This window comes from Pantanalinema sp., assembly GCA_036704125.1.
Taxonomy (GTDB): domain Bacteria; phylum Cyanobacteriota; class Sericytochromatia; order S15B-MN24; family UBA4093; genus JAGIBK01.
Genome location: DATNQI010000004.1, coordinates 52,659 through 78,421 on the forward strand (window position 1 = coordinate 52,659; position 25,763 = coordinate 78,421).

Sequence of the window (25,763 nt, forward strand, 5' to 3'; positions counted from 1 at the left end):
TTCCCCTAAAATTACGCGATGGGCTCGCGGACGCCGTCCTCCTCATGGAGGACCCAGTCGCGCGAGCGCGAAACGGCGCGCTTCCAGGCCGCGCGCAAAGGAGCGCGCGACGCTTCGGCCATGGCGCTCTCGAAGGTCATGAGGCCCGCAGGCGCCGGGATGGCCTCCGGGCTTTGCCAGAAGCCGACGCCAAGGCCCGCGAGCATCGCCGCCCCCCAGGCCGTGCTCTCGACGACGGCCGCCCGGCGAACGGGCAGGCCCAGCACGTCCGCCTGGAACTGCATCAGGAAGTCGTTGGCGCTGGCCCCCCCGTCCACCCGCAGCTCGCGGATGGCGCGGCCCGTGTCCGCCTGCATCCCCTCGATGAGATCGGCGCTCTGGAAGGCGATGGACTCGAGGGCCGAGCGCACCAGGTGCGCCCGGGTGGTGCCGCGGGTGATCCCCACGATGGTGCCGCGCGCGTACGGGTCCCAGTGGGGAGCACCCAGGCCGACGAACGCCGGCACCAGGTAGACCCCGCCCGTGTCCGGCACCGAGCGCGCCAGGGCCTCGGTCTGCGAGGCGCTCGAGATGAGGCCCAGCCCGTCGCGCAGCCACTGGATGGTGGCTCCTGCCGAGAAGACGCTGCCCTCCAGGGCGTAGACCGTCTTGCCGCCGATCTGCCAGGCGATGGTCGTCAGGAGGCGATTGCGGCTGAAGATGGGGCGATCGCCCGTGTTGACCAGCAGGAAGCAGCCGGTGCCATAGGTGTTCTTGCCCATCCCCTCCTCCCAGCAGCGCTGCCCGAAGAGGGCCGCCTGCTGGTCGCCCGCCATCCCCGAAACGGGGATTCCGGCTCCCAGGCGGCCGTGGGCCACGGTGCGGGCGAACTCGCCGCTGTTGGGCAGGACCTCGGGCAGCATGGCCCGGGGGATGACGAGGCGCTCCAGGATCTCGGGATCCCAGTCGAGGGTCGAGAGGTTGAAGAGCATGGTGCGGCTGGCGTTGGAGAAGTCCGTCGCGTGGCGCGCGCCGCCCGAGAGGCGCCAGAGCAGGTAGGAGTCGATGGTCCCGAAGAGGACCTCGCCGCGCTCGGCGCGTTCGCGCAGCCCCGGCATCCGGTCGAGCAGCCAAGCAAGCTTGGTGCCCGAGAAGTAGGCGTCCAGCACCAGGCCGGTCTTGGAGGCGAAGAAGTCGACCAGCCCCTCCTGGCGCAGGGCGTCGCACATTCCCGCGGTGCGGCGGCACTGCCAGACGATCGCCCGGTGCACCGGCTCGCCCGTTTCGCGGTCCCAGACCACCACCGTCTCGCGCTGGTTGGTGATGCCGATGCCGGCGATCGCATCGCTCGTGGCGCCCGCGGCCTGGAGGCAGGTGTCGATGGCCTCCTGCACCCCCCGCCAGATCTCGGAGGCGTCGTGCTCGACCCAGCCGGGCTGGGGGTAGTGCTGGGTCACCTCGCGATAGGCGCGGCCCGCCACGCGGCCGTCGCGGTCGAAGAGCAGGACGGTGGAGCCGGTGGTGCCTTGATCGATGGCCAGGACGTAGCGCGCGGTCATGAGGCCTCCTCTTGGGCGATGGCGTGGCGGGCCCTTTCATTTTAGAGCAAATCGTCGCGGGGTATGGTCCCTTTGGGCCAGCTTGGCCCTAATTTCCGCATCCTTGTTATAATCGAGCCATCGGGACAGCCACAAAGGAGACGGTTTGAGCACATCCGGGTTTCAACCGAGGGGGCCTCGCGCGGGCCGCGCCTGCGCGCTCGTCGCGCTGGCGTCTCTTTCGCTCACGGCCGTCGCGCCGGCTGCCGCGCAGGTCAAGAGCGGCGTGTTCGTCGCCATCGGCGGCGGCCCCGAGCGCGCCGAGATCGTCTCGACCGTGCTGCAGCTCGCGGGCGGCAAGGACAAGCACGTGGTGGTGATGCCCACCGCCTCGGGCGCCCCTTCCGAGAGCGGGCTCGCCTACAAGCAATACTTCCTGGGGGCGGGGGTGCAGGACGTGGACAGCCTGCCCATCCCCGACCGGGACGGCGCCAACGAGCTGGAGCCGGTCAAGGTCATCGGCCGGGCCGATCTGCTCTACTTCACCGGCGGCGACCAGAACCGCCTGGTCAACACCCTCACCAACACCGCGGTCCACGGCTCCATCCAGACCGCCTGGCAGCGCGCCGCGCTCATCGCGGGCACCAGCGCGGGCGCCATGGTCTGGGGCCCCGAGTTCATCGCCAACGGCAGCAGCCGCGGCGCGCTGCTCAACGGCTTCAGCCGCGACAGCCAGGGGATGCCCGGCCTGGAGCTGCGCCCCGGGCTCAACCTGTGGGACAACCTGATCGTCGACACCCACTTCACCGAGCAGCAGCGCCTCGGGCGCCTGGTGCTCGCGATCGCGAGCAACCAGGGTTACACCGGCCTCGGCATCGACGAGGGGACGGCTGCGATCGTCACCAACGACACCATCCAGGCGATCGGGACAGGCGCGGTCACCGTCCTCGAGACCGACAAGGTGAGCGCGAGCAACGCCGAGACGGTGGGCCCCGGCAACCCGCTGGCCATCGGCAGGGTCTCGTACCACCGCCTGATCCCAGGCAAGACCTACCTGCGCAAGTGGAAGACGATCCAGGAAGAGGAACCGCTCGCTCAAGCCCAGGGGCAGCCCCCGCGCACGCCCTACATCGCGCTGGCGGGCAGCGACACCCCCCCCAAGCAATCGCCGCCCATCTCGGACTTCGTGCGCGCCAGCGGCGGAAGCCAGGCCCGCATCCTGCTCCTCACCGGCGAGGGCGCCACCCAGGGCGCGCGCATGTGGAAGACCCACCTGATGCGCCTGGGCGCGGCCCAGGTGGTCAACTACCAGTCCATCGAGCTCTCGGAGCAGGGCCTCGCCCTGGCCCTCCAGCAGGCCACGGGCATCTTCATGCTCGAGGACGGCCGCGCGAGCCTCTTGAAGGCCCTGCTCGCCAACCAGGGGCGTCTCGCCCAGGTCGTGATCGACGCGGGCAACCGCATGCCCATGGGGGCCGCGGGCAACGGCGTGCGCCTCTTCGGCACCCATGCGATCTTCGGGGCGCCCGGCTCCAACGACTACCTCTCGCTGCCGGGGCTCGGCATCCTGCCGTCCGCCGTGGTGGACAAGGCGTTCTGGACCACGGACGCGGTCGAGCGACTCGTGCGCTCGTCGATCCGGGGCAGCCGCTCGCTGGCCGTCGGCCTCTCGCCCGACAACGCCCTCACCATATCGGGCGGCCAGGCCACCGTCTTCGGCACCAGCCAGGTCATGTTCCTCGAAGCCAAGGACGCCACGGGCTTCAAGCTCGCCCCCGAGGATTCGCCGGGCCCCTCCGGCATCACGGGAATGTCGCTCTCGGTGGTGCCGGCCAACGGCTCGTACGACCTCATCCGGCGCGAGGCGCGATTCTAACCCCCCTTCCGACGTCGTAAGGAACGCGAAATGAAGACAGGCGAGACCCCGCGCATGCCGACCGAAAGCGGCATTATCGAGTCCGGCGGCTTCCAGCTGCGCTACGTCATCGAAGGAGAGGGCCGCCCCGCCATCGTGATCGGCAGCGCGATCTACTACCCTCGAACCTTCTCGCAGCGCCTGCGCGAACACCTGCGACTGGTGTTCATGGACCACCGGGGCTTCGCGCCGGAAGCGAGGACGACCGACACCGCCGCCTTCGAGCTGGACCTGCTGCTCGACGACGTCGAACGGGTCAGGCAGGAGCTCGGCCTCGGGCGCATCGTGGTCATCGGTCATTCCGGCCACGCCTTCATGGCGCTCGAGTACGCCAAGAAATATCCGCAGCACGTCTCCCACGTCGTCCTGATCGGGGCTGGGCCCGACTACGGCGAGGCCAGCTCGCGGGCCGCGGATCGGTACTTCGAGGACCTGGTCGCCCCGGAGCGCAAAGCGACGCTCGAGCGGGATCTTCGCCTCCTGCCCGCCGAGATCGAGGCGGCTCCGGAGAAGCGCTTCATCACCTTCTGCGTCAGATTGGGGGCGCGAAGCTGGTTCGATCACGACTTCGACGCGGCCCCGCTGTGGGAAGGGGTCGACGTCAACATGGCCATGTTCGACCACGTGTGGGGCACGGTCTTCCGGGACATCGACATCGCGCGCGGCCTGGACGCGTTCGACAAGCCGGTGTTTCTCGGTCTCGGCCTCTACGACTTCCTCGTGCCGCCGCACTTCACCTGGAACCCGCTCCGCTCGAAGTTCAAGGACCTCACGCTGCGCCTCTTCCAGCGCAGCGGCCACACGCCGCAGTACGAAGAGCCGGAGGCCTTCGATGGGGAGCTCCTGGGATGGCTGTCCCGGCAGGGGTGAGCGAGGCTTTGATTTAAGGCTTTCATTACCGCATCTTTATCGAATTTCGGGGGGGATCCCGGACAACCATCAAGGTACCTGTTCGCGCGAGGTCTCCTGATGACGACGATCAAATCCAGCCCGACTCCCGCCACCGCCGAAGGCTATCGCCAGCTGCTGAACCAGCTCGACGTCCTGACCGCCGCGCAGCCGCAGGCCCCCGCGCCCGGCCTCGGCCAGGACACCTACGTTCCGAGCGTCCAGCCCGCCCAGCCGGCGCCGGCCGTCGTGCCGCCCGAGGCCCAGAACCTCTTCAAGGACGTCGTCAGCCACTTCCACGCGCTGATGGAAAAGCTCTTCGGCAAGAAGCCCGAGCCCGCCGCGCCCGCTCAGCCTGCGCCCCAGCCCGCTCCCGCACCGCAGCCCGCTCCTGCGGCCAAGACCCACACGGTGGTGGAGGGCGACACCCTCTCGGCGATCGCCAGGCGCACCCTGGGCGACGGCAACCGCTGGCCCGAGATCTTCGAGCTCAACAAGGACCAGCTTTCGAACCCCGACGTCATCCACCCCGGCCAGGTCCTGAAGCTGCCCGGCGGCGCGAACACGAGCGCCCCTGCCCCGAGCGCCCCGGCTCCGAAGCCCCCCGCGGCCTCCGGCGGGACCTACACCGTCGGCAGCGGCGACACCCTCTCGGGGATCGCCCAGCGCGCCCTGGGCGACGGCAACCGCTGGCCCGAGATCTACGAGCTCAACAAGGACCAGATCGCGAACCCCAACGTCATCCGCGAGGGGCAGGTCCTCAAGCTGCCCCAGGGCGCGAGGAGCGCGGCCCCTTCCGCCCCCTCGGCGAGCACGCCGAGCGGCTTCGGCGGCAAGGTCGCCTCGCAGGCGGATGCCCTCATCGACAGCGGCTACAAGTACCCGCCCAACCTCACGGACAGGTACTATCACTCGCCCGACAAGGTGGGCTGCTGCGCCGACTTCGTCTGCGATGCCAACCGCCGCGCCGGCTTCGACCTCAACGGCGTCATGAAGCGGCTGGGGATGAACCCCCACTACTGCCCCTCGATGATCCAGTACTTCCGCGAGCACCAGACCTACGTCAAGGGCAACTCCGGCGCCAGGGTCGGCGACACCGTGTTCTTCAGCTGGGACGGCGGGCCGGGGCCCGACCACGTGGCCGTGGTGACCGAGGTCGACGGCCAGGGCCGCCCGACCCGCATCAGGGAGTCGTACGACTTCAACCTGCCCGCCCGCGAGCGCGCCATCGGCAACTCGCTGGACAACGTCCTCGGCTTCGGCCGGATCAGCAACGCCTAGCCGGGGTCAGACCCCCCAGCCCAGAGCCTCCTCCACCGAGGCCACCAGGCGCAGCGGGTCGAACGGCTTGACGATGGCCCCCTGGACCCCCATGGCCTGCAGGTCGTACCGGTCCTGGGGCAGCGCCTTGGCCGTCAGCAGCACCACCGGGATCCGCGCGGTCGCCGTGTCGGCTCGGAGGTGACGCACGAGCGTGGGGCCGTCCATCTCGGGCATCATGACGTCCATGAGGACGGCCTCCGGCTGCTCCGCTCGCGCCACGGCGATGGCCTCCTGGCCCGAGCGCGCGCTCAGCACCCGGTAGCCCCCGGCGAGCTCGAAGCAGAGGGCGGCAATCTCCCGGATGTCGGGCTCGTCGTCCACGATGAGGACCGTTCGGTCGCTCACGGCTGGTTTTCTCCTCGAGCCACCCGGGGCAGGGTGAAGTGGAAGGTGCTGCCCGCCCCGACGCGGCTCGCGGCCCAGATCCGGCCGCCGTGCTGCTCGACGATGCTGCGGCAGATGGGAAGCCCGAGGCCGGTCCCCCCCTTCTCGCGCGAATCCGAGGCGTCCACCTGCCGGAAGCGCTCGAAGACGGCCTCCTGCATCTCGAAGGGGATGCCGCGCCCCTCGTCGGCGATCGAGAAGCGAAGCAGGTCGCCCTGGGGCTCCGCGCCCAGGGTCACGATGCCCCCCGGCGGCGAGAACTTGATGGCGTTGGAGAGCAGGTTGGTGAGGGCCTGCATGATGCGATCCTCGTCGGCTCTCACCCCGTGTGCCACGGGGCGCACCTCGAGCGTGACCTCGGCCTCCAGCGCCAGCGCCCGCATGGCCTCCGCCGCCCGGATGAGGAGGGCCCCCGCGTCCACTTCTGCGAACGCGAGCGCCAAGTGGCCCGTGGCCATTCGCTCCACGTCCAGGATGTCGTTGACCAGCCGCATCAGGCGCTCCGCGTTGCCGAGGGCGATCGCGAGCATGCGATCGCCCTGCGCCGACAAGGAACCGAGCCGGTCGCCGCTCAGCAGGCCCAGAGCCCCGCGCAGCGCGGTCAAAGGGGTCCGCAGCTCGTGGCTGACCACCGAGATGAACTCGTCCTTCATGCGCTCGACCATGCGGCGCTCGGTGATGTCGCGGATGATCATGCCGCTGGTGAGGCGCCCGTCCTGGTCCTCGAAGCTCGCCGAGGCGACCTCCGCCGGAAAGCGCTCACCGCCCTTGCGGATGAGCGTCAGCTCGCCTCGGAACTGGCCGGTCAGCTCGCGCGCGACGGCCGCGTCGGTGAAGCGCGGATCGCTCGCGTCCACCAGCTGAGCGCGGCGCAGGCGGCGGAACTCTTCGACCGTGTAGCCGAAGACCTTGCAGGCGGCGGGGTTGGCGGTCAGGACCCCCTCCTCGGGAGAGGCGATCAGCACCGCATCGCTGCTGTGCTCGAAGAGCAGGCGATAGCGCGCCTCGCTCTCGCGCAGGCGCTCACTGGCCCGCTTCTTCTCGGTGATCTCGCGGATGATGGTGAAATGCAGCGCGTACGGACCCGCCTGCGTCCCCCGGACGACGACCTCGACCTCGACGGGGGTGCCGTCCTTGCGCGCAAGCAGGGTCTCGTAGCGGTCCTTGATCGGCGCTTCGGGATCCCGGCACGAGACATGCGCCTGGTAGGAGTCCCGGACGCTCGAATGAAGCAGATCGCCCACGTCGGGAAGCGCGAGCAGCTCCTCGGAAGAGAAGCCCGTCAGCGCGCAGTAGGCCTCGTTGGCGTAGATGATCCGCGAATCACGGACGATGGCGAAGCACTCGCCGACCTCGCTCTGAGCCCGCAGCAGCGCCTCGTAGCGATCGTGCAGATCCTGGAGGGCGGACAGGGCCTGGTCCCGCTCGAGAAGCGCCTGTTCGAGCGATTCGAGCTCGGCATCGGCCCGGATGTCCCTCGCCTTCAAGACGGCTTCGAGCTCGGCCGCATGAGCGGGGTGGCTTCGCATCGTCATCGCGCTCCTCCTTGGGCCCATTGGCGCCGGCCCATCGCCCCGCCGGGCCGGAAACAACCGGATACGATCCCATGCCGTGGCGGTGCGGTCAAGTCAGCGTGTGCCTCCCCCGGACCGGGCAGAGCCCTCGGCGTATGTTAAAATTGAACGCTCGCCCTAACGGAGGATTAACCCAAGTGAACATCCAGCTTAACGCCGGCCCCGTGGCCGCCTTGCCCGTCGACACCCTCATCCTCGGTCTCCACGAGGACGACAAGGCCCTCTCGACCGCCGCCAAGGCGATCGACGCGGCCTTCGGCGGCGCGGTCTCGAATCTGCTGGCGCTCGGCGACTTCAAGCCGGAGCTCAACGAGACCTTCCCCCTTTATCTCCAGGGCGACATCAAGCGCCTCGTGCTGCTCGGCCTCGGCAAGCGCTCGGAGCTGACCCTCGAGAAGATCCGCCAGGCGGCGGGCAGCGGCGTCAAGGCCGCCAATGACCTCAAGGCCTCGCGTGCCGCCCTCGCGGGGCTCGAATGGGCCGACACGAGGGCCCTGGTGCAGACCGTGGCGGAGGGCGCCGAGCTCGCCCTCTACGCCTTCGACGAGTGCCGCAGCGCCGCTGACAAGGCGAGCCTCTCGCACCTGACCCTTTCGCTTGTTGCCGTGACGCCCGAGGCCGAGGCGGCGCTTCGCAAGGGCCGGCTCCTGAGCGAGGCGGTCAATTGGGCGCGCACCCTCGTCAACCGTCCCGGCAACAAGCTGACGGCCACGAACCTCGCGACCGAGGCCACCGCCATGGCGGTCTCGCGCGGCCTCTCGAGCCGGGTGTTCGGCAAGAAGGAGCTCCAGGCCATGGGCTTCGGCTGCCTGCTCGGCGTCAACGCCGGCTCCACCGAGCCCCCCGCCTTCATCGTGGTCGAGTACATGGGCGGCAAGCCAGGCGACAAGCCCTACGCGCTGGTCGGCAAGGGCCTGACCTTCGACGCGGGCGGCCTGTGCATCAAGCCCGCCGGCGGCATGGAGGAGATGAAGTCCGACATGGCCGGCGCCGCCGCGGTGCTCGGCACCATCCGCGCGCTCAGCGACCTCTCGGTCCCCGTCAACGTGGTGGCCCTCATCGCGAGCACCGACAACATGCCCGGAGCCAGCGCCTACCGCCCGGGCGACATCCTCACGAGCTACAAGGGCCTGACGGTCGAGGTCATCGACACCGACGCCGAGGGCCGCATCGTCCTCTCGGACGCCCTGGCCTACGCCGACAAGCACTACGACCCCAAGGCCACCATCGACCTGGCGACGCTCACCGGCTCGATCATCGTGGCGCTCGGCGGCCACGTCACGGGCCTCTTCAGCAACGACCAGGCGCTCAGCGACGGCCTCTACCAGTCGGGCCAGGCGACGGGCGAGCGGGTGTGGCCCATGCCCACCTGGGAGGCTTACGCCGATCGCGCCGAGAGCGACATCGCCGATCTCAAGAACGCGGATCCCCGGCGCGGAGACGCGATCAACGCGGCGAAGTTCCTGGAGAAGTTCGCGGGCGAGCGCCCCTGGGCGCACCTGGACATCGCCGGGCCCTCCTGGCTCGACGCGCCTCGCCCCTACGAGCCCAAGGGCGGCACCGGCCACGGTGTCCGCCTGTTGGTGGATTTCCTGAGCGCGCGGGCGTAGGTTACCCGCAAGACGGCCCCCGCGATCCGCGGGGGCCGTCTTGCTGAAAGTCTCGGCGGCCGCCTAGGCGATGGCCGTCTTCTTGCCCTCGTCGTCGATGGCCACGAAGACCGTCTCGGCCTCGGTGACCTTCACCGTGACGCTGGGGTCCGAGACGCGCTGGGCCTCGACCGTGACCTTGACGGTGATCGAGGTCTTGCCGGTCTTGACCAGCGAGGTGTAGAAGCTCACGTTGTCGCCCACGTAGACGGGCTGGTGGAAGACCACCTCGCGCATGGCGACGGTGACGACGCGGTGGCGGGTGTGACGGCGGGCCTCGATGGCGCCTGCGATGTCGATATAGCTGAGGATCACCCCGCCGAAGATGGTGCCGAAGGCGTTGGTGTCCTTGGGCATCAACATGACGCGGATGGCGGGCTGCTGGTTGCTCATGGGGAAGTCTCCTGAATGGGGTTGTCCGCCTGCTATCATAGAGCATCCCCGATGGGATTCGATAGAATCGAGACGTGACGCGTTTTTCCCCCGAAAGGCCCTTCCCATGATCGTCGAGACCTTCCCCGTCGGCCCCCTGGGCTGCAACTGCACCGTCATTGGCTGCCCCGAGACAAGAGAGGCCGTGGTGGTCGACCCGGGCGGGGACCTCGAACTCATCCAGGAGGTCCTGGACCGGCACGGGCTGAAGGTCACGCGCATCCTGCACACCCACGCCCACTTCGACCACCTGCTCGCCACCGGCGCGCTCAAGGAGGCGCGCGGCGGCGAAATTTCGCTGCACGAGGGCGACCTGGAGCTGTACCGGAGCGTCCCCATGCAGGGGCGCCTCTTCGGGATGACCCTCGCGTCGCCCCCCGAGCCGGACCGGCTGGTCAAGGACGGCGAGCGCCTCGAATGGGGGCAGGGCACGGGCGAGGTCATGCACACCCCCGGCCACACCCCGGGCAGCATCTGCCTGCACGTGGGCGATCGCAAGCTGGTCCTGACCGGCGACACCCTGTTCGCGGGGGGCATCGGCCGCACCGACCTGTGGGGCGGCGACTTCCCCACGATCATGCGCTCGATTCACGAGCGCCTGCTTTCGCTCGACGACGACACGGTCGTGATCCCGGGCCACGGCCCGGCCACCACCATCGGCGAGGAGCGCAAATCGAACCCGTTCCTCCAGGGCTAAGCGGAACGTGCTTTCGCTTCACCACTATCTGCTTGGACGGCCGTCGGTCGTTCGATCGTCATGAGGCCGGGGGCGTAGGCTTCCACGAAGGCGCGCGCGACGATCAGTCCTCACCCCGCGTGAACGGGGACCCGGCCAATTCGGCCGGGTCCCCGTTCACGCTTCGGCGCGATCGCTACTCGTACTTCTTGCCGTCGGGAGTCTGAATGTAACCCGCATCTCCAGCCTTGGTGGCCTTGTGGGTCCAGTGGATGCCGTCCTTGTCCCGCTTGTCGTCGTGGTAGCGCACGCCCTTGATCACGAGCTTCATGCCGACCTTCAGGCCCTTGACCTCGGAGCCGTACTTGGTGTCGTTGTTGACCTCGACCTTGAGGCCCTGGCGGGGGCTGATCTCGGAGACGATGAAGTTCTGGTGGGGCAGGCCGTGGCTGTCCGCGGGGAGGATCTCCGTGACCGTGGCGGTGATCGTGTCGAAGGCCGACGCGACGGGGACCGCCTTGGCCTCGACGATCGAGGACGTCTGGGCCGTCGAGAACGTCGCGGTGGTCGCGGGCGATCCGCAACCGGCGAGCGCCACGATGGCGGCCAGGACTGACGCGGAGCGCCAAACGCGATGAAGACCCATGAGAACCCCCTTCTGGTGAGTGAAAAACTTGCGCTGTTGGGGGATCTATCGCCTGCCCATGCGGCATCCTTGCGCCCGCTTGGATAACGGCTGATTAACAATTGGCCATGATTTGTTCAAGGACGAAGAGCGAGATCCGGCTCGGCGTCGGGGTCAGGACCGCGAGCGCCATCGTCTCTCTGCTCGGGGGTTTTTGGACCGCCAAGCAGCGGGTACAATGGCCTGTCATTGAGAGACGACTCCGAGCGGCAGCACCTGCCCTAGCAAGGAATGACGGCGTGCGACGACAACTGCGCCGGATCGCCGGTCTGGCCTGGCCCCACCGGGGCCGCTACGCCCTGGGATTCGGCGCCCTGCTGGTGACCGACCTCGGCAACCTCGGCATCCCCTGGCTCATCGGGCAGTTCATCGACGCGGCCCGCGCGCGCGGCATCGACGCGGCCGGCGCGCTGAGGTTCGGCCTCATGGTGCTCGGCGTCGCGATCGTCGTCGCCGTCTTCCGCTACGCCTGGCGCATGGCCATCTTCGGGACGGCCCGCACCATCGAGTTCGCGCTGCGCGAGCGCTTCTTCAAGCACCTGCTCTCGCTCTCAAGCGGCTTCTACCAGCGCCGCACCATCGGCGACCTGATGGCCCACGCCACCAACGACCTCAACGCGATCCGGGGGCTCCTGGGCGAGGGGGTGATGGCGGGCTTCGACACGACCATCATGCTGGCGCTGACCGTCGTCACCATGGCCGGGGCCATCGACTGGCGCCTCACCCTCGCCGCCATGATCCCCCTGCCCGTCCTCGCCCTGATCCAGTGGCGCCTCGCGAGCACCATCCACCACCGCTTCAAGGAGGTGCAGGCCACCTTCGGCACCCTGTCCGAGCGGGTCCAGGAGAACCTCTCGGGGGTGCGGGTGGTCAAGGCCTTCGTCCAGGAAGCAGCCGAAGAGGAGCGCTTCGGGGCCGTCAACCAGGCCTACTACGACCGCTACATGCACATGACGCGCCTCCAGGCGCTCACCGACCCGATGATCACCTTTCTCTCCGGGCTGAGCGCGGTCATCGCCCTCGGCTACGGCGGGTCGCTGGTCATGAGCGGCGAGCTCTCGCTCGGTCGCTTCATCGCCTTCAATAGCTACCTGGGGATGCTGGTCTGGCCCATGCTGGCCCTCGGCTGGGTGGTGAACCTCGCCCAGCGCGCCACCGCCAGCATGGAGCGCATCCAGGCCATCCTCGACGAGGTCCCCGAGGTGAGGGACGGCGCCCAGGTGCGCGCCCCGCAGCGGATCGAGGGGGGCCTCTCGATCCGGGACCTCACCTTCCGCTACGCCCCGGACCTGCCGAGCGCCCTGGACGGCCTCTCGGTCCAGGTGCCCCCGGGCAAGACCCTCGGCCTCATCGGCCGCACGGGCAGCGGCAAGACCACGCTCGCCAACCTCCTGGTGAGGGCCTACGACCCGCCCGCGGGCACGGTCTTGCTGGACGGCCACGACGTGAACGACCTCTCGCTTTCGGCCCTGCGCGGGGCGATCGCCTACGTGCCCCAGGACGCGTTCCTTTTCTCGGACACCCTCGAGGCCAACGTGGCCTTCGACCCCGCCCCCCATGACGCCGGGGCCGTGCGCGCCGCGGCGGCCGCCGCCCAGCTCGAGGGCGAGATCGATGCCATGCCCCGCGGCTTCTCGACCGTGCTCGGCGAGCGCGGCATCACCCTCTCGGGCGGCCAGCGCCAGCGGGTCGGCATCGCCCGCGCCCTCTTGAAGCATGCGAGCGTGCTGGTCCTGGACGACTGCCTCTCGGCGGTCGACACTCACACCGAGGCGCGCCTGCTCTCGGCCCTCAAGCGGCACGCCGAGCGCCGCACCACGATCATCGCCTCGCACCGCGTCTCGGCCCTGCAGCACGCCGACGAGATCCTGCTGCTCGAAGCAGGACGGGTGATCGAGCGCGGGACGCACGCCGAGCTGCTCGCCCTGGGCGGCGAGTACCGCCGGATCTACGAGCGCCAGGCGCTCGAGGCCACCCTCGCCACGGAGGATGCATGAGCCGCCGCAACTTCCACGAAGAGGAGAGTCTCGCCAAGGGCTACGACGCGGAGCTGATGCGCCGGCTTCTGGCCTATGCCAGGCCCCACGCCCGCACCCTCGCACTGTGCGTCGGGCTGCTCGCCTTCCTGAGCGCGGCCCAGCTCGCCCAGCCCTACCTGGTCAAGCTCGCCATCGACCAGGTGATCCTGCCTGCGGAAAAGCTCGAGGTGGCGGGGCGGGGCGAGGCGATCGCCCGGCTTTGGTGGCTGGTCGGGACCTACGCGGCGCTCCTGGTTTCGAGCTTCGGCGTCTCGTATGTTCAGACCTGGCTCTTGCAGAGCGCGGGCCAGCGCATCATCTACCGGATCCGGCAGGACGTCTTCGCTCACCTCCAGAAGCTCTCGCTCTCCTACTTCGACGCCAATCCGGTGGGCCGCCTGGTCACCCGCGTCACCAACGACACCGAGACCCTCAACGAGATGTACACGAGCGTGCTCGTCAACCTCTTTCGCGACTGCTTCTCGATCGCGGGCATCCTCGGGATGCTGTTCTGGCTGGATGCGCGCCTCGCGTGGGTGACGTGCGGGGTCGTCCCGCTGGTGGTCGCGGTGGTCGCGTTCTTCAGGCGGCTGGCGCGCGAGAACTTCCGCGAGCACCGCACGCGCCTCGCGCGGGTCAACGCCTTCATCGCCGAGAACCTGTCGGGCATGCGCACCATCCAGATCTTCAACCGCGAAAACCGGCAGCTTGACGGCTTCCGCGCCGTGAACGCCTCGTACTTCGAGGCCACGTGGCTGCACCTGCAGATCTTCGCCGTCTTCCGGCCGGCCCTCGACCTCTTGGGGGCCCTCGCGCTCGCCCTGGTGCTGTGGCGCGGCGGGGCGCTCAGCGCCCAGGGGGCCCTCCAGCTCGGCACCCTCTACGCCTTCACCAGCTACGTGCGCCAGCTCTTCCAGCCGATCAACGAGCTGGCCGAGAAGTTCAACCTCCTGCAATCGGCCATGGCCTCGTCCGAGCGCATCTTCCAGCTCCTCGACACCCGGAGCGACATCCAGGATGCCGCCTCCCCGGTGTCGTCGCCGGGGCTGGTGGGCGGGGTGGAGTTCGATCGCGTCCACTTCGCCTACGAGGAGGGCCACCCCGTCCTCAAGGACGTGAGCTTCGTGGTCAAGCCCGGCGAGACGGTGGCCTTCGTCGGCCACACCGGGGCGGGCAAATCATCGATTCTCAGCCTCCTGGCGCGCTTCTACGACGTTCAGGAGGGGAGCGTGCGCCTCGACGGCCACGACGTGCGCGACCTGCCCCAGGCCACCCTGCGGCGAGGGGTCGGCTTCGTGCTCCAGGACGTGTTCCTGTTCGCGGGCGACATCCGCAGCAACATCCGGCTGAACGACCCGACGATCACCGACGCTCAGGTGGAAGAGGCCGCTCGCGCGGTCGGCGCCGACGCCTTCATCCGGCAGCTGCCCAAGGGTTACGAGACGGTGCTCTCGGAGCGCGGGACGACCCTCTCGACCGGCCAGCGGCAGCTGATCGCCTTTGCCCGGGCGCTCGCGTTCGACCCGGCGATCCTGGTGCTGGACGAGGCGACGGCCAGCATCGACAGCGAGACCGAGGCGGTGATCCAGGCGGCCCTTTCGCGCCTCAGCACGGGGCGCACCACCCTCGTCGTGGCCCACCGCCTCTCGACCATCCAGCACGCGGACCGGATCGTGGTGCTGCACCGGGGCGAGGTCCGCGAGGTGGGCACCCACGCGGAGCTCCTCAAGCGCGAGGGGCTCTACCACAAGCTCTGGCGCCTGCAGTTCGAGGCCCTCCAAGAAGCTGGCTAAGCAAGTCCTGGCTGAGTTCATGACGTCTCCTCGCCCCTCGGTGGGGCGGGGAAGCCAGCGCTCGTCAATCTCAAGCCTGGCCCGATCGCCCTGGCGGGCCGAAGGGCCCCCGCCTTGCCAGCCATTCCGCGCGTGCGTCGCGCGCGCGGGTGAAGAACGCCTCCATTGCCTCGGGCTCGTCGAGCCGATCGGCCAGCGAAGCCAAGGTGGCGGCGAGCGATCGCAGCAAGGGGGCGATCGCCGCCTGGTTGGTGGTGCAGATGTCGCGGTACATCTCGGGGCTCCCCGAGGCCAGGCGCGTCGCGTCCCGGTAGCCCGTCGCCGCGACGGGCGCCATCTCGGCCCAGCGCGGGTCCGAGGTCGTCAGCGCGACCAGCGCGGCCGACGCCAGGAAGGGCAAGTGGCTGACGGCGGCCACGAACGCGTCGTGGGTGGCCGGATCGAGCCGCATGGGCTTTGCGCCCACGGCACTCGCCAGCTCCTCGACCGCAAGCACCGCCGCGGGGTCCGAGCCGGGCGCCGGCGTGACGCACCAGGTCGCGCCGCGAAACAGGTTCGCTCGCGCGTGCGACATTCCCACCTGCTCGGTTCCCGCCATGGGGTGACCGCCGACGAAGTTCAGGCCCGTGGCCGCGGCCCAGGCGCTCACCGCGGACTTGGTGCTCGCGACGTCCGTGACCACGGCGCCCGGCCGAAGGCGCGGCGCGATCGCCGCGAAGATCGCAGGGAAGGCCCCCACGGGGGTCGCCAGCACGACGCGATCGGCCGCGGCCGCCGCCGTCTGCGGATCCAGCGCCCCGTGCGCGATCGCCCCGCGCGCGAGCGCGAGCGCGATGCTCGCGGGATCCAGGTCCCAGCCGACGACCTCGATATCCGCCCGCTCGGCGCGCAGCGCCAGACCCAGCGAGCCCCCGATGAGGCCGAGGCCGATGAGCGCGACGCGCATCCGCTAGACCGGCACGCCCGCCCAGTCGCGGCCGACGGCGCGCGCGACGGCCTCCCCCTTCGCCATCAGCTCGCCGAAGGTCTCGAGCCCCAGGGCCTGCGCGGCGTCCGACCAGCTCTTGTCCGGGTCGTGGTGCACCTCGACGATCAGGCCGTCGGCTCCGGCGGCGATCGCGCTGAGGCCCACCGGCGACACCAGCGATCGCACGCCGGTGCCGTGGCTCGGGTCCGCGATCACCGGCAGGTGCGTCTCGCGCTTGGCGTACGCCACGGCGTTGACGTCGAAGGTGTTGCGCGTGGCCGTCTCGTACGTCCGGATGCCGCGCTCGCACAGGATCACCTTGCGGTTGCCCTGCGCCATCACGTACTCCGCCGCGAGCAGCCACTCCTCGATCGTCGCCGAAGGCCCTCGCTTGAGCAGGACCGGCACCTCCGTGCGGCCCACCTCTTCGAGCAGCAGGTAGTTCTGCATGTTGCGCGCGCCGATCTGGAAGACGTCGGCGTAGCTCGCCACGAGCGCCACGTGAGCCGGCGTCAGCACCTCGGTGACGATGGGCAGCCCGATCGTCTCGCGCACCCTGGCGAGCATCTCGAGGCCCGCCTCGCCGTGGCCGCGAAAGGCGTAGGGGCTCGTGCGCGGCTTGTAGGCCCCCGCACGGAACAAGCGCGCGCCGGCGCTCGCGACGGCGTCGCCGATGCGCAGGCACTGCTCCTCGCTCTCGGCCGAGCAGGGCCCTGCGATCACCACGACCTCGGGGCCGCCGATCTTCACGCCTCGCACGTCGATCACGGTGTCCGCCGGCTGGAACTGGCGGCTCGCCAGCTTGTACGACTTGGAGACCTTGACCGTCCGATCGACGCCCGAGAGCGCCTCGAGCGCCGGGGAAAGCTCGCCATGGTCGATCGGCGAGCCGACCACGCCCACGATGGTGTGGGCCTCGCCCTGGGAGACGTGGGCGCTCAGGCCCTGGCGATCGAGCAGGGCGACGACGCCCGCGAGGTCCTGGGCGGTGCTGTCCGCGCGCATCACGACGATCATGGGGACCCTCCTGTGGGTGGGGGGGATCAGGTGAGGGCGCGGTCCGGGCGCAGGGTACGCGCCTCCTTGAGGTAGACGTGCCGGATCTCGGCGGCGGTCTTGGGGGTGTTCCAGTGGATCAGCACGCGGATGAGCCTCGGCGTCGCCGTGGGAACCGCGATCTCCTGGGCGCAGAGCAGGGCCGCGTCGGCCCAGCCCATCTGGCGGGCGGCCTGGGCGGGAAAGTCGGCCGTGAGGTCGGGGGTGGCCGTGAGGAAGATGCTGGCGACGTCGATCGGGGAGATGCCGTTGGCCTCGACGAGGGTCGCGAGCAGCTCGCGCGTGGCCGCGAGGATGGCCTCGGGGGTGTTCTGGTCGGCCGAGGTGGCACCGCGTACGCCGCGGCAGGACGTCACCATGGGGGCCTCCTATCCGTCGGGAAAAGCACGGGGGCCTGGGGCCAGCGACCTCAAGCGCCCTGCGTCGTCTCGCGTGGCCAGGAACTTTAACATGAAAACGCGCTATCGGTCAAACGAGCTATTTCTGGCGGAAATCCGCTCTGGGGGCGGGTTTTGGGGTGCCGGTCGTTCAGGCTCGGTGCCGGCTGCCGTAGACCGGCGTGACCCAGTCGGCGAAGCGCGGATGGGCGCCACGCACCGCCCGGCCGAAGTGGTCCATGATCTGCCGCGTGATGGGTCCCACGACCCCCGTGCCGCCCACCGGCCGGTGGTCGATCGTCGCGATCGGCGTGATCTGGGCGCCCGTGCCGCAGAGAAACATTTCGTCGCAGACGTAGAGCTCGGTGCGATCCACCGCGCGCTCGAGCGTCTCGATGCCGAGGGCTTCTCTGGCGATGTCCATGACGGCCTGGCGCGTCACGCCCTCGAGGATGTTCTGCTGGACGCCGGGGGTGATCAGCCGGCCGTTGCGCACGAGGAAGAGGTTCATCCCGCTGGCTTCCGAGACGTGGCCGTCCATGGTCAGGAAGATCGCGTCGTCGAAGCCGTGGTGGTACGCCTCGGTCTTCGCGAGCGCCGAGTTGACGTAGGTGCCCGTGACCTTGCCTCGGGCCGGCATGGCGTTGTCGTCGATGCGACGCCAGCTCGAGACGGTCACCTTGATGCCCTCGGGCTTGATCGCCGCGCTCATGGGGATCGCGAACATCGTGAAGTCCGACGTCAGGTTGTGCAGCCGGGCGCCGATCAGCTCGTCGGCCGTGTAGAGCAGCGGCCGGATGTAGACGTCCTGCTTGAAGGCGTTGCGGCGGATCAGCGAAAGGGCGATCTCGCCGAGCTCCTCGACGGAGTAGGCGAGGTGCAGGTGGAGGATCCGCGCGGACTGGTGGATTCGCTCGAAGTGGGGCACCATCTTGAGGACGTAGAGCTCCTGGTGCTCTTCGTTCCAGTAGCCGCGGATCCCCTCGAAGCATCCCGTGCCGTAGTTGAGGCCATGGGTCATGACGCTGATTTTGGCCTCGTCAAAGGGGACGTGGTCACCTCTGAAGAAAACGTACGCGGGCTTTTGCATCGAGGGGGTCCTTTCGCTTGCTCAGTTCTCCACGGGAAGGGTGAGGGTCAGGGTCTTGAAGTCGAGGCGCAGGCCCACGATGGCCCCCGACAGGGCGTCGGCGTTGGGCGCGAACAGGTAGCCTGCCGACAGGGCGCCGCTCACGCCCCCGCCGAAGTCTTGGCGAAGCGACACGCTGGGCTCCAGGACGAAGCTGCCGCCGCTGGTGCGCGTGCCGCTGCCCCCGCCCCCGCCCAGCAAGAGGCTCGCCTCGTAGCCGAAGGGCCCGGCGATCTTGCCCTCGGCCCCCACCACCAGGCCGCCGTAACCGAAGCCGCCGACGACCCCGGTGCCGCTCATGGTGCCGCCGTAGCCCGCCCCGCCCATGTAGAGCGAGTCCGTCAGGTAGCCGACCCCGCGGCCCCCGAAGAAGGTCCCCACGTCGCCGCCCTTGCTGGCGATCACCTTGAGCTCGGGGCCGCCCCGGCCCAGGGACTGCTCGGCCTGCGAGAGGTCCAGGGTCGAGAGGTCGCGCTTGACCCGCGCCTCGGCGCTCGGGGCCAGCAAGAAGGCGCAGGCGAGGGGCAGGGCGGCGTAAATCAGGGGGCGTTGCATGACATGTTCCTTTCATCGTCCGAACGGGATTCCTGTGTTCCATGGACGACGCAAGCAAGCAGGCGGTTCCCTCGCTCACCCCGTGGCCGCCTGCGGCCGCAGCTCGGGGGGCTTGCGGCGCACCATGAAGGGCTTCTCCACCCCGCGGTAGAAGAGGGCCGCGATCGCAAGGCTCAGGGGCACGCCGAGCGCGAGGGTCACCCCCATCTGGAGCGCCGGGCTGCCCGGCACCAGCTGGGTCACGGCGTGGTTGACGTAGTAGCAGGTGGGACGGTTGATCAGGTAGAAGCTGTACGACCGCTCGCCGATGGCGACCAGCCCGGGCATCGCAAGCACCCGCCCGAGGCCGCGCGGGGCGTCGGCGTGGCGCAGGAGGATGCCGCCTGCCGCCACCCCCAGGCACACGTCCGAGAGGGGCCACGGCCCCACCGGGTGGAAGTACCAGTAGAAGCCGAGCATCACCAGGGGCACCGTCGAGAGGCCCCAGATCGCGTCGAGCAGGCCGGCGCCCCGCTTGCCCCCCGACTCGCGGATCACGAGGGCTGCGACCATGCCGGCGGTGAAGATGGCCAGGCGTCCCACGATGGAGTTCAAGAGCAGGAACTCCTGGCGCGAGAGGTCCGACCCCAGCAGCGCCAAAAAGCCGAGGCGATAGACGGCGCAGGCCGCGAGGATCGCAAGCACCCCCTTCCAGCGCCGGCGCATGATGGCGAGCGCGAGCAGGGGGAAGACGAGGTAGTACTGGGCCTCCAGGCTCAACGACCAGAAGCTCGGGTTGATGAGCGCGGGCAGATCGACCAGGTTCTGGAGCATGGTGACGTGGACGAAGAGCGAGGCGGCGTCGGGCAGCGAGCCCGGCGACAGGCTCAGGCCCGCGGCCCCGAAGAGAGGGGCGAGCAGGTGCGGCAGGACGATGGCGTAGAGCAGAGCCGCGTAGTAGGGCGGCAGGATCCGCCTGGCGCGTCGCACGAAGAAGGTGCGCCAGTGACCTGCCGGCAGGCGCCAGAGGTGGGCCATGGGGTAGAAGAGGCAGAAGCCGCTGAGCACCATGAACACCTCGACCCCCAGGTGGCCGCTGGCGCACAGGGGGGTGAGGACGCCCAGGTCGGGCTCGCGGTTGAAGCGCCACACGTCGTAGAGGATGACCCACAGCGCCGAGAGGGCGCGAAGGCCGTCGACGTAAGCGAGGCGGGAGACGGGCTTGGTCTCGGTCATGGGGCCCCCCGTTTCGAGAGCTATAACGGTCGGTTACCCGTTATAGCTCCCGAGCAAGCAAGGGAGCATTGGTCACTTTGGACGAAACGCCCCGATCAAGGAGCGCCCACGCTGAGGCTGGCCTCGGGGGTCAGCCAGCCCGCGAGGACCTCGGCGCAGGCCGAGGCCATCAGGTCGTTGCCCGCGCCGTTGGGGTGAAGGTCCCCCTGGGCGCGCGACTCGGGGGCGCGAAGGTCGTAGGGGGCCTGGTGATAGAAGAGGTCCCAGTCGCCGCGATCGCCCGCGTCCTTGAAGCGCGCGGACCAGGAGACGAGGGTCGCCCCGTGGCGCGCCGCCGCCTCGGCGATCGCCCGGTTGAAAGGGGCGGCCTGGGCGTTCCACTGGCCGGCCCAGCGGGGCTTGTAGGGGATGTCGGCCACCATGACGCGGCAGCGGCCGGAGAGCGGCGCGAGGACCGCGTCCACGGTGCCGGCGAAGTCGCGCAGGGGGGTGGCGGCCACGTCGTTGGTGCCGAAGGCGACGAGCACCACGTCGGGACGCACCGAGAGGACGTCCTCCATCAGGCGATCGCGCGCGCCGCGGTAGGTGTCGCCCGAGCGGCCGCGCGGGTAGACGTCCACGCGCACCCCGCTCGAGGAGCGCCTGAGCGCTCGCGGGATCTTGTAGACGAAGCGCTCAGGCTCGCTGACCTTGGCGCCCGCCGTCAGGCTGTCTCCGAAGGCGACCATTCGCACGACGCTCGGCGTGAGGCGAAAGACGACCTGCGCCCCGTCCTCGATCGCCCCGCTCCACGAGAGCGGCAGGTAGTTGCCCCCCGAGGCGCGCAGCGCGCGCTGAGCGGCGAGCGGGACGTAGGCCGTGCGAAACCCCTCGGCGTCGGTCGCGCACGTCACCCCGTCCACGTCGAGGCGGGCCCCTGGGATCGCGCGATCGCTCAGCGCGTCGCGAAACGAGGCGCGCAGGCGCAGGAGCTGCCTCGGGGGCCCCTCGTCCGCCACAGGCAGGGGCAGGGGCTCGCGAGGGGGCGCCGTCTCGGTCGGTGGAGGGTTGATGGCGCATGAAGCGAGAAGGAGCAGTGCCGTCGGGATGGCCCAGGCTTCCACCACAGGCTTTTGGCGCACAGGCATGGTCCCCATTGGCCGCACACGGGAAAAACGATCGAAGGTTCGGGGCTCAGATGGTAGAGCAAGAGGGACCTGGCGGGTATATCTGCCAAGAACAGGCTTTCTCGCTCGAAGCACTCGGGCGAGAAATGATGGGAGCCCGCCATGCGCGACACGAAACCACTCAACGACCCGCTGCTCGAAGGCGAGGGGCTCGCCCTCATCACCATGCACGACCTGGACGCGATCGCCTCTCGCCTGCTGCGTACCGTCGCGGGCGCGTTCAGGCCCGCCTCGGGGGTCGTGATGATCGTCAACGCGGAGGACTCGGCCTTCCTCCCCTTCGCGAGCCTCGGCGGCATGGACGCCCCCTCCCTGGGCATCGACTCGCCTCTGGCCTTCGAGATCCTGGAGAAGCAGGTGCTCATGGCGGCCTCGGACCTCGAGGGCTTCGACCTGCCGCCGGGATGCGACCTGGTGGTGCCGCTCGCCTTCGAGCGCAAGGTGCACGGCCTGATGCTGCTCGGCCCCAAGCAGGACGGCACGGCCTACGGCGAGAACGAGCGGGACCGGCTGCGGGTGCTCGCGGCCCACAGCGCGATCGCCTTCAGCCACGCGCGCGCCTACCGTACCATCCAGAACCTCAACCATGCCCTCGAGTCCAAGATCTACGAGCGGACCCGCGAGCTCCAGGAGGCCTACCGCCACCTCAAGAAGGCCCAGGCCCAGCTCATCCACGGCGAGAAGATGAACTCGCTCGGCATGCTGGTCGCGGGGGTCGCCCACGAGATCAACAACCCGATCAGCTTCATCTACAGCGGCGTCGGGCTGCTCGAGAGCAACATCGACACCCTGCGCCGCCTGCGCACCCACCTGGAGGCGACCCTGCCCGCCGACCAGATGCAGGCGATCGACGAGGAGTTCGCCCTCGACTCGGCCTTCCTGCACCTGGACTTCCTGACCCGCGCCTTCCAGGACGGCGCCACCCGCGTCCGCGACATCGTGCGCAACCTGCGCAGCTTCTCTCGTCAGGACGCCTACGACTACCAGGAGGTCAACCCCCGCACCTGCCTGGAGTCCACCGCGTCCCTGGTCCAGGCCATCCACCGCCACGCGCGCATCCACCTGGACCTGGTGGACGGCCCGGCCATCCCGGGGGCCGAAGGACCGCTCAACCAGGTCTTCATGAACCTCCTGGTGAACGCGTGCCAGGCCATCGAGGGGCCGGGCGAGGTCTCGGTGCGTCTGAGCTACGCGGGCGAGTCCTGCCAGATCGAGATCGCCGACGACGGCCAGGGCATGTCCGAGGAGGTCAAGAGCCACATCTTCGAGCCCTTCTACACCACCAAGCCCCCGGGCACCGGCACCGGCCTCGGCCTCAGCATCTGCCACGGCATCCTCGAGAAGCACCACGCCCGCATCGAGGTCGAAAGCGAGCTAGGCAAGGGCTCGTGCTTCCGGCTGACCTTCCCGACCTTCGGCAGCGAGCACAACCTGGCCCTCTCGGAGCGCTTCGAGGCATGAGCGCACCGGACGTCGCGCACTTTCGCTACACGGTGCAAGAGGCCCCCGAGTGCGCCACGGTAGGGGGCGTGCTCACCCGTCAGCTGGGCGCGTCCCGGGCGCTGATCCGGCGCCTCAAGGCCTGTGACGGCATCCTCCTCAACGGCATCCCGGTCAAGGTCCGCACGAGCGCGCGCGCGGGCGACGCCCTGGAGCTCGCGCTTCCCGAGCCGGCCTCCACGGGCGTGGATGCCGAGCCCATTCCTCTCGACGTCCTGTACGAGGACGAGGACCTCGTCGTGCTCAACAAGCCCGCCGGGTGCGTGGTGCACCCGTCCTACGGCTGCCAGCACGGCACCCTCGCCAACGGCCTCGCCCATTGGTACCAGGCACGAGGCCTGTACTTCCGCTGTCACCCGGTCCACCGCATCGACCGCGACACCACGGGCCTGGTGGTCTTCGCGCGGCACGCCTACGCCCACCAGCAGCTCGCCGAGCAACTGGTCGCCTACAAGCTGGATCGGGAGTACCTCGCCCTGGTCGTGGGCCTGGTTCGCGAGGATAGCGGCGTGGTCGAGGCCCCCATCGCGAGGCTTCCGGGGCCCGGCGGGTACCGCGTCGTCGCCGACCACGGCCAGCCTGCCCTCACCCGGTACCGGGTCCTCGCGCGCAGCGCCGAGCGCGATGAGACCCTCCTGGGCCTGACGCTCGAGACGGGCCGGACCCACCAGATCCGGGTCCACATGGCGCACGTGGGGCACCCGCTGTTGGCCGACAAGCTGTACGGCGCCCCCCACCCCGCGCTCCAGCGCCAGGCCCTGCACGCGCGAACGCTGCGCTTCAGGCACCCGCGCACCGGCGAAGAGACGACGTTCGAGGCCCCGCTGCCGCTCGATCTGGCCGACTACCTGGCGCGTTACTTCCCGAGCGCCTGACGCAGGGCGAAGACGGCCTCCTCGAAGCGCCTGCGGGCCTGGTCGTTGGAGGTGAGGGGCACGAGCGGAGCGAACTCGAGCTCGGTCTTCTTGAGGTAGCGAGTCGCCCAGTCGCGCGCCCGGGGCAGCATGCGCGCCATGTCGCGCAGGTTGTCGGCGCGATCCAGCAGCTTGATGACCAGCGCGTCGGGGTCCGCGCCGAGCGCCCCGTAGTACCTGGGGTTGCCTTGGCGCTTGATCTCCGCCGGCGCGTCGTCCGGCCACCACTTGGTCATCAGGTGGACCAGGTGCGCCACCCGCGCAGGGAACGCGGCGGCGATTCGCTCCTGGGAGACCGGGGTGTCCTCGACCACGTCGTGCAAGAGGGCCGCCGCGACGGCCTCCGGCGGCAAGCCGCACTCCTCGACCGCCGCGGCCACCCGAAGCGGGTGGTTGATGTAGGGCTCGTCGAGCCCCTTGCGGCGCTGGCCCACGTGCGCCTCGGCGGCGAAGACCGCCGCTTTCAGCACCAGGCCCATGCCGGACCGGCTCATGAGGGCTCGACCAGGGCCTCGTCCGCCCTGGGCACGGCCGCCTCGCGCGCCGCGATCACCCGTCCGGCGGAGCGGTACCCCCAGAACCAGTAGAGCACCCCGCCCAGCGCGAGCCAGACCAGAAAGCGGATCCACACCTGCATGCTCAGCCCGCTCATCAGGTACAGGTTGATGGCGATGCCCGCCAGGGGCAGGGCCGGCACCCACGGGCAGCGGAAGGTCCGCGGCGCGTCGGGGTCGGTCCTGCGCAGCACGATGACCCCCGCCGAGACGGCGATGAAGGCCGCGAGCGTCCCGATGCTGACCAGGTCCGCCAGGGCGCTGAGGGGGATCACCGCGGCGAGCACCGCGGTCACCAGGCCGAGCACCAGCGTGGTCTGGACCGGGGTGCCCGTGCGGGCGTGGACCCTGGCCATGAAGCGGGGCATGAGCCCGTCGCGCGACATGACGTAGAGGATGCGCGTCTGGCCGATGGAGCCGACCAAGAGGACGCTGAAGATCCCGACCACCGCCACCAACGAGAGGAGCGAGGCGGCCCGGGGGTGCTGCATGGCGGAGAGGGCGATCGCGAGGGGTTCAGCCACCTTGAGCCGATCGAGCGGCAGCACGCCGGTCAGGACCGAGCCCACCGCCACGTACAGAATCGTCACGACCCCCAGCCCCCCGAGGATGCCGATGGGCAGGTTGCGCTGGGGGTCCTTGGCCTCCTCGGCCACGGTCGAGACCGCATCGAACCCCACGAAGAGGAAGAACAGGACCGCCGCCCCCGAGACCACGCCCTGCCAGCCGAAGGGCATGTAGGGCTGCAGGTGCTGGGGCTGGACGCTCGGGCCGCAAAGGGCGAGGAACATGAAGAGCACGAGGATCTTGGCCAGCACGATGAGGGCGTTGGCGCGCGCGCTCTCGCGGATCCCGAGCAGCAAAAGCAGCGTCACCAGCACCACGGCGAGCACCGCCGGCAGGTTGAACCACCCGACCAGCTCGGTGCCCGGGATCGCCTGGCCTGGCGAGAACATCAGCTGCGGGGGGATCTGCCACCCCACCGTCGACAGCAGGCGGTTGAGATAGCCCGCCCACCCCGCCGCGGTGGCGGCGTTGGCCAGGCCGTACTCCAGCAGGAGGTTCCAGCCGATGAACCAGGCGACGACCTCGCCGAGGGTGGCGTAGGCGTAGCTGTAGGCGCTGCCCGAGATCGGGATCATCGCCGCCAGCTCGCAGTAGCTCATGGCGGCCAGGGCGCAGGCGAGGGCCGCCAGCAAGAAGGAGAGGACCACCGCGGGACCCGCGTGCATCGCGGCCACCTCGCCCGGCATGATGAAGATGCCGGCCCCCACGGTGCAGCCGATCCCGAGCGCGATCAGGGACCACGGCCCGAGCACGCGCTTGAGACCATGCGCGTGTTCGGCCTGCTCGCGCCTCATGGCCTGGAGGGACTTCTTTCGAAAGATGGTGTCGCGCATGCGGCTAGGACCTCGTAGCGAAGGAAACGTCCGTGTTATCGTATCACACGGCCCCTCGCCTCGCAGGGGCCGACAG

At 69.7% G+C, this 25,763-nt stretch carries 23 protein-coding genes; 9 read left to right on the plus strand and 14 right to left on the minus strand.

The genetic code is table 11. The features are described 5' to 3' along the window. Positions 1 to 11 precede the first annotated feature (11 nt). Complete coding sequence (glpK, locus tag V6D00_00535) at positions 12 to 1,538, minus strand: glycerol kinase GlpK (GenBank protein HEY9897640.1); 1,527 nt, start codon at positions 1,536 to 1,538, stop codon at positions 12 to 14. A gap of 145 nt (positions 1,539 to 1,683) precedes the next feature. On the opposite strand from glpK, the gene V6D00_00540 reads away from it, so the two are divergent. From V6D00_00540 to V6D00_00550, 3 genes are all read left to right on the plus strand, one after another. Next, complete coding sequence (locus V6D00_00540; protein ID HEY9897641.1) at positions 1,684 to 3,393, plus strand: cyanophycinase; 1,710 nt, start codon at positions 1,684 to 1,686, stop codon at positions 3,391 to 3,393. Between the two features lie 30 nt (positions 3,394 to 3,423). Next, positions 3,424 to 4,302 (plus strand): alpha/beta hydrolase, encoded by an 879-nt coding sequence (locus V6D00_00545; GenBank protein ID HEY9897642.1) that lies wholly within the window; start codon positions 3,424 to 3,426, stop codon positions 4,300 to 4,302. 99 nt (positions 4,303 to 4,401) lie between these two features. Beyond that, complete coding sequence (locus tag V6D00_00550) at positions 4,402 to 5,601, plus strand: LysM peptidoglycan-binding domain-containing protein (GenBank protein ID HEY9897643.1); 1,200 nt, start codon at positions 4,402 to 4,404, stop codon at positions 5,599 to 5,601. Positions 5,602 to 5,607: 6 nt separating this feature from the next. Here V6D00_00550 and V6D00_00555 read toward each other — a convergent pair whose 3' ends face one another. Both V6D00_00555 and V6D00_00560 read right to left on the minus strand, forming a co-directional pair. Further along, positions 5,608 to 5,988, minus strand: a complete 381-nt coding sequence (locus V6D00_00555) for a response regulator (protein HEY9897644.1) — start codon at positions 5,986 to 5,988, stop codon at positions 5,608 to 5,610. Further along, the gene (locus V6D00_00560) at positions 5,985 to 7,562 is read right to left on the minus strand and encodes a PAS domain S-box protein (protein ID HEY9897645.1); all 1,578 of its coding nucleotides are present in this window, start codon (positions 7,560 to 7,562) and stop codon (positions 5,985 to 5,987) included. Before V6D00_00560 ends, V6D00_00555 begins: the two co-directional genes overlap by 4 nt. Before the next feature lie 176 nt (positions 7,563 to 7,738). On the opposite strand from V6D00_00560, the gene V6D00_00565 reads away from it, so the two are divergent. Then, positions 7,739 to 9,211 (plus strand): leucyl aminopeptidase, encoded by a 1,473-nt coding sequence (locus tag V6D00_00565; GenBank protein HEY9897646.1) that lies wholly within the window; start codon positions 7,739 to 7,741, stop codon positions 9,209 to 9,211. 63 nt (positions 9,212 to 9,274) lie between these two features. Here the strand turns inward: V6D00_00565 and V6D00_00570 are convergent, their stop codons facing one another. Beyond that, positions 9,275 to 9,643, minus strand: coding sequence for an acyl-CoA thioesterase (locus V6D00_00570; GenBank protein HEY9897647.1), 369 nt, complete (start codon positions 9,641 to 9,643; stop codon positions 9,275 to 9,277). A gap of 106 nt (positions 9,644 to 9,749) precedes the next feature. Here V6D00_00570 and V6D00_00575 point away from each other — a divergent pair, with 106 nt between their 5' ends. Beyond that, positions 9,750 to 10,379: an MBL fold metallo-hydrolase gene (locus V6D00_00575; GenBank protein ID HEY9897648.1), complete on the plus strand. Its 630-nt coding sequence runs from the start codon at positions 9,750 to 9,752 to the stop codon at positions 10,377 to 10,379. A 175-nt stretch (positions 10,380 to 10,554) separates the two neighbouring features. On the opposite strand, the gene V6D00_00580 is transcribed toward V6D00_00575, so the two are convergent. Then, entirely contained in the window at positions 10,555 to 11,004 is a 450-nt protein-coding gene (locus V6D00_00580; protein HEY9897649.1) for a DUF3465 domain-containing protein, read from the minus strand. A 278-nt stretch (positions 11,005 to 11,282) separates the two neighbouring features. Between V6D00_00580 and V6D00_00585 the strand changes: the two genes are divergently transcribed. Both V6D00_00585 and V6D00_00590 read left to right on the plus strand, forming a co-directional pair. Continuing rightward, positions 11,283 to 13,040, plus strand: a complete 1,758-nt coding sequence (locus V6D00_00585; protein ID HEY9897650.1) for an ABC transporter ATP-binding protein — start codon at positions 11,283 to 11,285, stop codon at positions 13,038 to 13,040. Next, positions 13,037 to 14,854 carry an ABC transporter ATP-binding protein gene (locus V6D00_00590; protein ID HEY9897651.1) on the plus strand — a complete coding sequence of 606 codons (1,818 nt, stop codon included), beginning with the start codon at positions 13,037 to 13,039 and terminating at the stop codon, positions 14,852 to 14,854. The genes V6D00_00585 and V6D00_00590 overlap by 4 nt, the downstream gene beginning before the upstream one ends. 70 nt (positions 14,855 to 14,924) lie before the next feature. Here the strand turns inward: V6D00_00590 and V6D00_00595 are convergent, their stop codons facing one another. The 7 genes from V6D00_00595 to V6D00_00625 form a co-directional block, all read right to left on the minus strand. Further along, positions 14,925 to 15,800 (minus strand): prephenate dehydrogenase/arogenate dehydrogenase family protein, encoded by an 876-nt coding sequence (locus V6D00_00595; GenBank protein ID HEY9897652.1) that lies wholly within the window; start codon positions 15,798 to 15,800, stop codon positions 14,925 to 14,927. A 3-nt stretch (positions 15,801 to 15,803) separates the two neighbouring features. Beyond that, positions 15,804 to 16,838 (minus strand): 3-deoxy-7-phosphoheptulonate synthase, encoded by a 1,035-nt coding sequence (gene aroF, locus V6D00_00600; GenBank protein ID HEY9897653.1) that lies wholly within the window; start codon positions 16,836 to 16,838, stop codon positions 15,804 to 15,806. A gap of 26 nt (positions 16,839 to 16,864) precedes the next feature. Then, positions 16,865 to 17,236 (minus strand): chorismate mutase, encoded by a 372-nt coding sequence (gene aroH / locus V6D00_00605; GenBank protein HEY9897654.1) that lies wholly within the window; start codon positions 17,234 to 17,236, stop codon positions 16,865 to 16,867. A 169-nt stretch (positions 17,237 to 17,405) separates the two neighbouring features. Continuing rightward, on the minus strand, positions 17,406 to 18,344 hold the full coding sequence (locus tag V6D00_00610) for a branched-chain amino acid transaminase (GenBank protein ID HEY9897655.1): 939 nt from the start codon (positions 18,342 to 18,344) through the stop codon (positions 17,406 to 17,408). 21 nt (positions 18,345 to 18,365) lie between these two features. Then, a complete protein-coding gene (locus tag V6D00_00615) occupies positions 18,366 to 18,938 on the minus strand; it encodes a hypothetical protein (GenBank protein HEY9897656.1) in 573 nt (190 codons plus the stop codon). 75 nt (positions 18,939 to 19,013) lie between these two features. Continuing rightward, positions 19,014 to 20,153 (minus strand): acyltransferase, encoded by a 1,140-nt coding sequence (locus tag V6D00_00620; GenBank protein ID HEY9897657.1) that lies wholly within the window; start codon positions 20,151 to 20,153, stop codon positions 19,014 to 19,016. Between the two features lie 95 nt (positions 20,154 to 20,248). Then, positions 20,249 to 21,274: an SGNH/GDSL hydrolase family protein gene (locus V6D00_00625; GenBank protein HEY9897658.1), complete on the minus strand. Its 1,026-nt coding sequence runs from the start codon at positions 21,272 to 21,274 to the stop codon at positions 20,249 to 20,251. 147 nt (positions 21,275 to 21,421) lie between these two features. Here V6D00_00625 and V6D00_00630 point away from each other — a divergent pair, with 147 nt between their 5' ends. Continuing rightward, complete coding sequence (locus tag V6D00_00630) at positions 21,422 to 22,780, plus strand: ATP-binding protein (protein HEY9897659.1); 1,359 nt, start codon at positions 21,422 to 21,424, stop codon at positions 22,778 to 22,780. Then, positions 22,777 to 23,694 (plus strand): RluA family pseudouridine synthase, encoded by a 918-nt coding sequence (locus tag V6D00_00635; GenBank protein ID HEY9897660.1) that lies wholly within the window; start codon positions 22,777 to 22,779, stop codon positions 23,692 to 23,694. Before V6D00_00630 ends, V6D00_00635 begins: the two co-directional genes overlap by 4 nt. On the opposite strand, the gene V6D00_00640 is transcribed toward V6D00_00635, so the two are convergent. Beyond that, on the minus strand, positions 23,676 to 24,227 hold the full coding sequence (locus V6D00_00640) for an HD domain-containing protein (GenBank protein ID HEY9897661.1): 552 nt from the start codon (positions 24,225 to 24,227) through the stop codon (positions 23,676 to 23,678). The genes V6D00_00635 and V6D00_00640 overlap by 19 nt on opposite strands. Then, positions 24,224 to 25,687 (minus strand): amino acid permease, encoded by a 1,464-nt coding sequence (locus tag V6D00_00645; GenBank protein ID HEY9897662.1) that lies wholly within the window; start codon positions 25,685 to 25,687, stop codon positions 24,224 to 24,226. Before V6D00_00645 ends, V6D00_00640 begins: the two co-directional genes overlap by 4 nt. Positions 25,688 to 25,763 lie beyond the last annotated feature (76 nt).

What these genes read in the sequence shown, in the direction of transcription:
- V6D00_00560 (HEY9897645.1), bottom strand. Translation starts at nt 7,562, where the DNA reads ATGACGATGCGAAGCCACCCCGCTCATGCGGCCGAGCTCGAAGCCGTC.
- aroF (HEY9897653.1), bottom strand. Translation starts at nt 16,838, where the DNA reads ATGATCGTCGTGATGCGCGCGGACAGCACCGCCCAGGACCTCGCGGGC.
- V6D00_00635 (HEY9897660.1), top strand. Translation starts at nt 22,777, where the DNA reads ATGAGCGCACCGGACGTCGCGCACTTTCGCTACACGGTGCAAGAGGCC.
- V6D00_00580 (HEY9897649.1), bottom strand. Translation starts at nt 11,004, where the DNA reads ATGGGTCTTCATCGCGTTTGGCGCTCCGCGTCAGTCCTGGCCGCCATC.
- V6D00_00645 (HEY9897662.1), bottom strand. Translation starts at nt 25,687, where the DNA reads ATGCGCGACACCATCTTTCGAAAGAAGTCCCTCCAGGCCATGAGGCGC.
- aroH (HEY9897654.1), bottom strand. Translation starts at nt 17,236, where the DNA reads ATGGTGACGTCCTGCCGCGGCGTACGCGGTGCCACCTCGGCCGACCAG.
- V6D00_00575 (HEY9897648.1), top strand. Translation starts at nt 9,750, where the DNA reads ATGATCGTCGAGACCTTCCCCGTCGGCCCCCTGGGCTGCAACTGCACC.
- glpK (HEY9897640.1), bottom strand. Translation starts at nt 1,538, where the DNA reads ATGACCGCGCGCTACGTCCTGGCCATCGATCAAGGCACCACCGGCTCC.
- V6D00_00590 (HEY9897651.1), top strand. Translation starts at nt 13,037, where the DNA reads ATGAGCCGCCGCAACTTCCACGAAGAGGAGAGTCTCGCCAAGGGCTAC.
- V6D00_00545 (HEY9897642.1), top strand. Translation starts at nt 3,424, where the DNA reads ATGAAGACAGGCGAGACCCCGCGCATGCCGACCGAAAGCGGCATTATC.
- V6D00_00615 (HEY9897656.1), bottom strand. Translation starts at nt 18,938, where the DNA reads ATGCAACGCCCCCTGATTTACGCCGCCCTGCCCCTCGCCTGCGCCTTC.
- V6D00_00595 (HEY9897652.1), bottom strand. Translation starts at nt 15,800, where the DNA reads ATGCGCGTCGCGCTCATCGGCCTCGGCCTCATCGGGGGCTCGCTGGGT.
- V6D00_00550 (HEY9897643.1), top strand. Translation starts at nt 4,402, where the DNA reads ATGACGACGATCAAATCCAGCCCGACTCCCGCCACCGCCGAAGGCTAT.
- V6D00_00620 (HEY9897657.1), bottom strand. Translation starts at nt 20,153, where the DNA reads ATGACCGAGACCAAGCCCGTCTCCCGCCTCGCTTACGTCGACGGCCTT.
- V6D00_00630 (HEY9897659.1), top strand. Translation starts at nt 21,422, where the DNA reads ATGCGCGACACGAAACCACTCAACGACCCGCTGCTCGAAGGCGAGGGG.
- V6D00_00640 (HEY9897661.1), bottom strand. Translation starts at nt 24,227, where the DNA reads ATGAGCCGGTCCGGCATGGGCCTGGTGCTGAAAGCGGCGGTCTTCGCC.
- V6D00_00570 (HEY9897647.1), bottom strand. Translation starts at nt 9,643, where the DNA reads ATGAGCAACCAGCAGCCCGCCATCCGCGTCATGTTGATGCCCAAGGAC.
- V6D00_00610 (HEY9897655.1), bottom strand. Translation starts at nt 18,344, where the DNA reads ATGCAAAAGCCCGCGTACGTTTTCTTCAGAGGTGACCACGTCCCCTTT.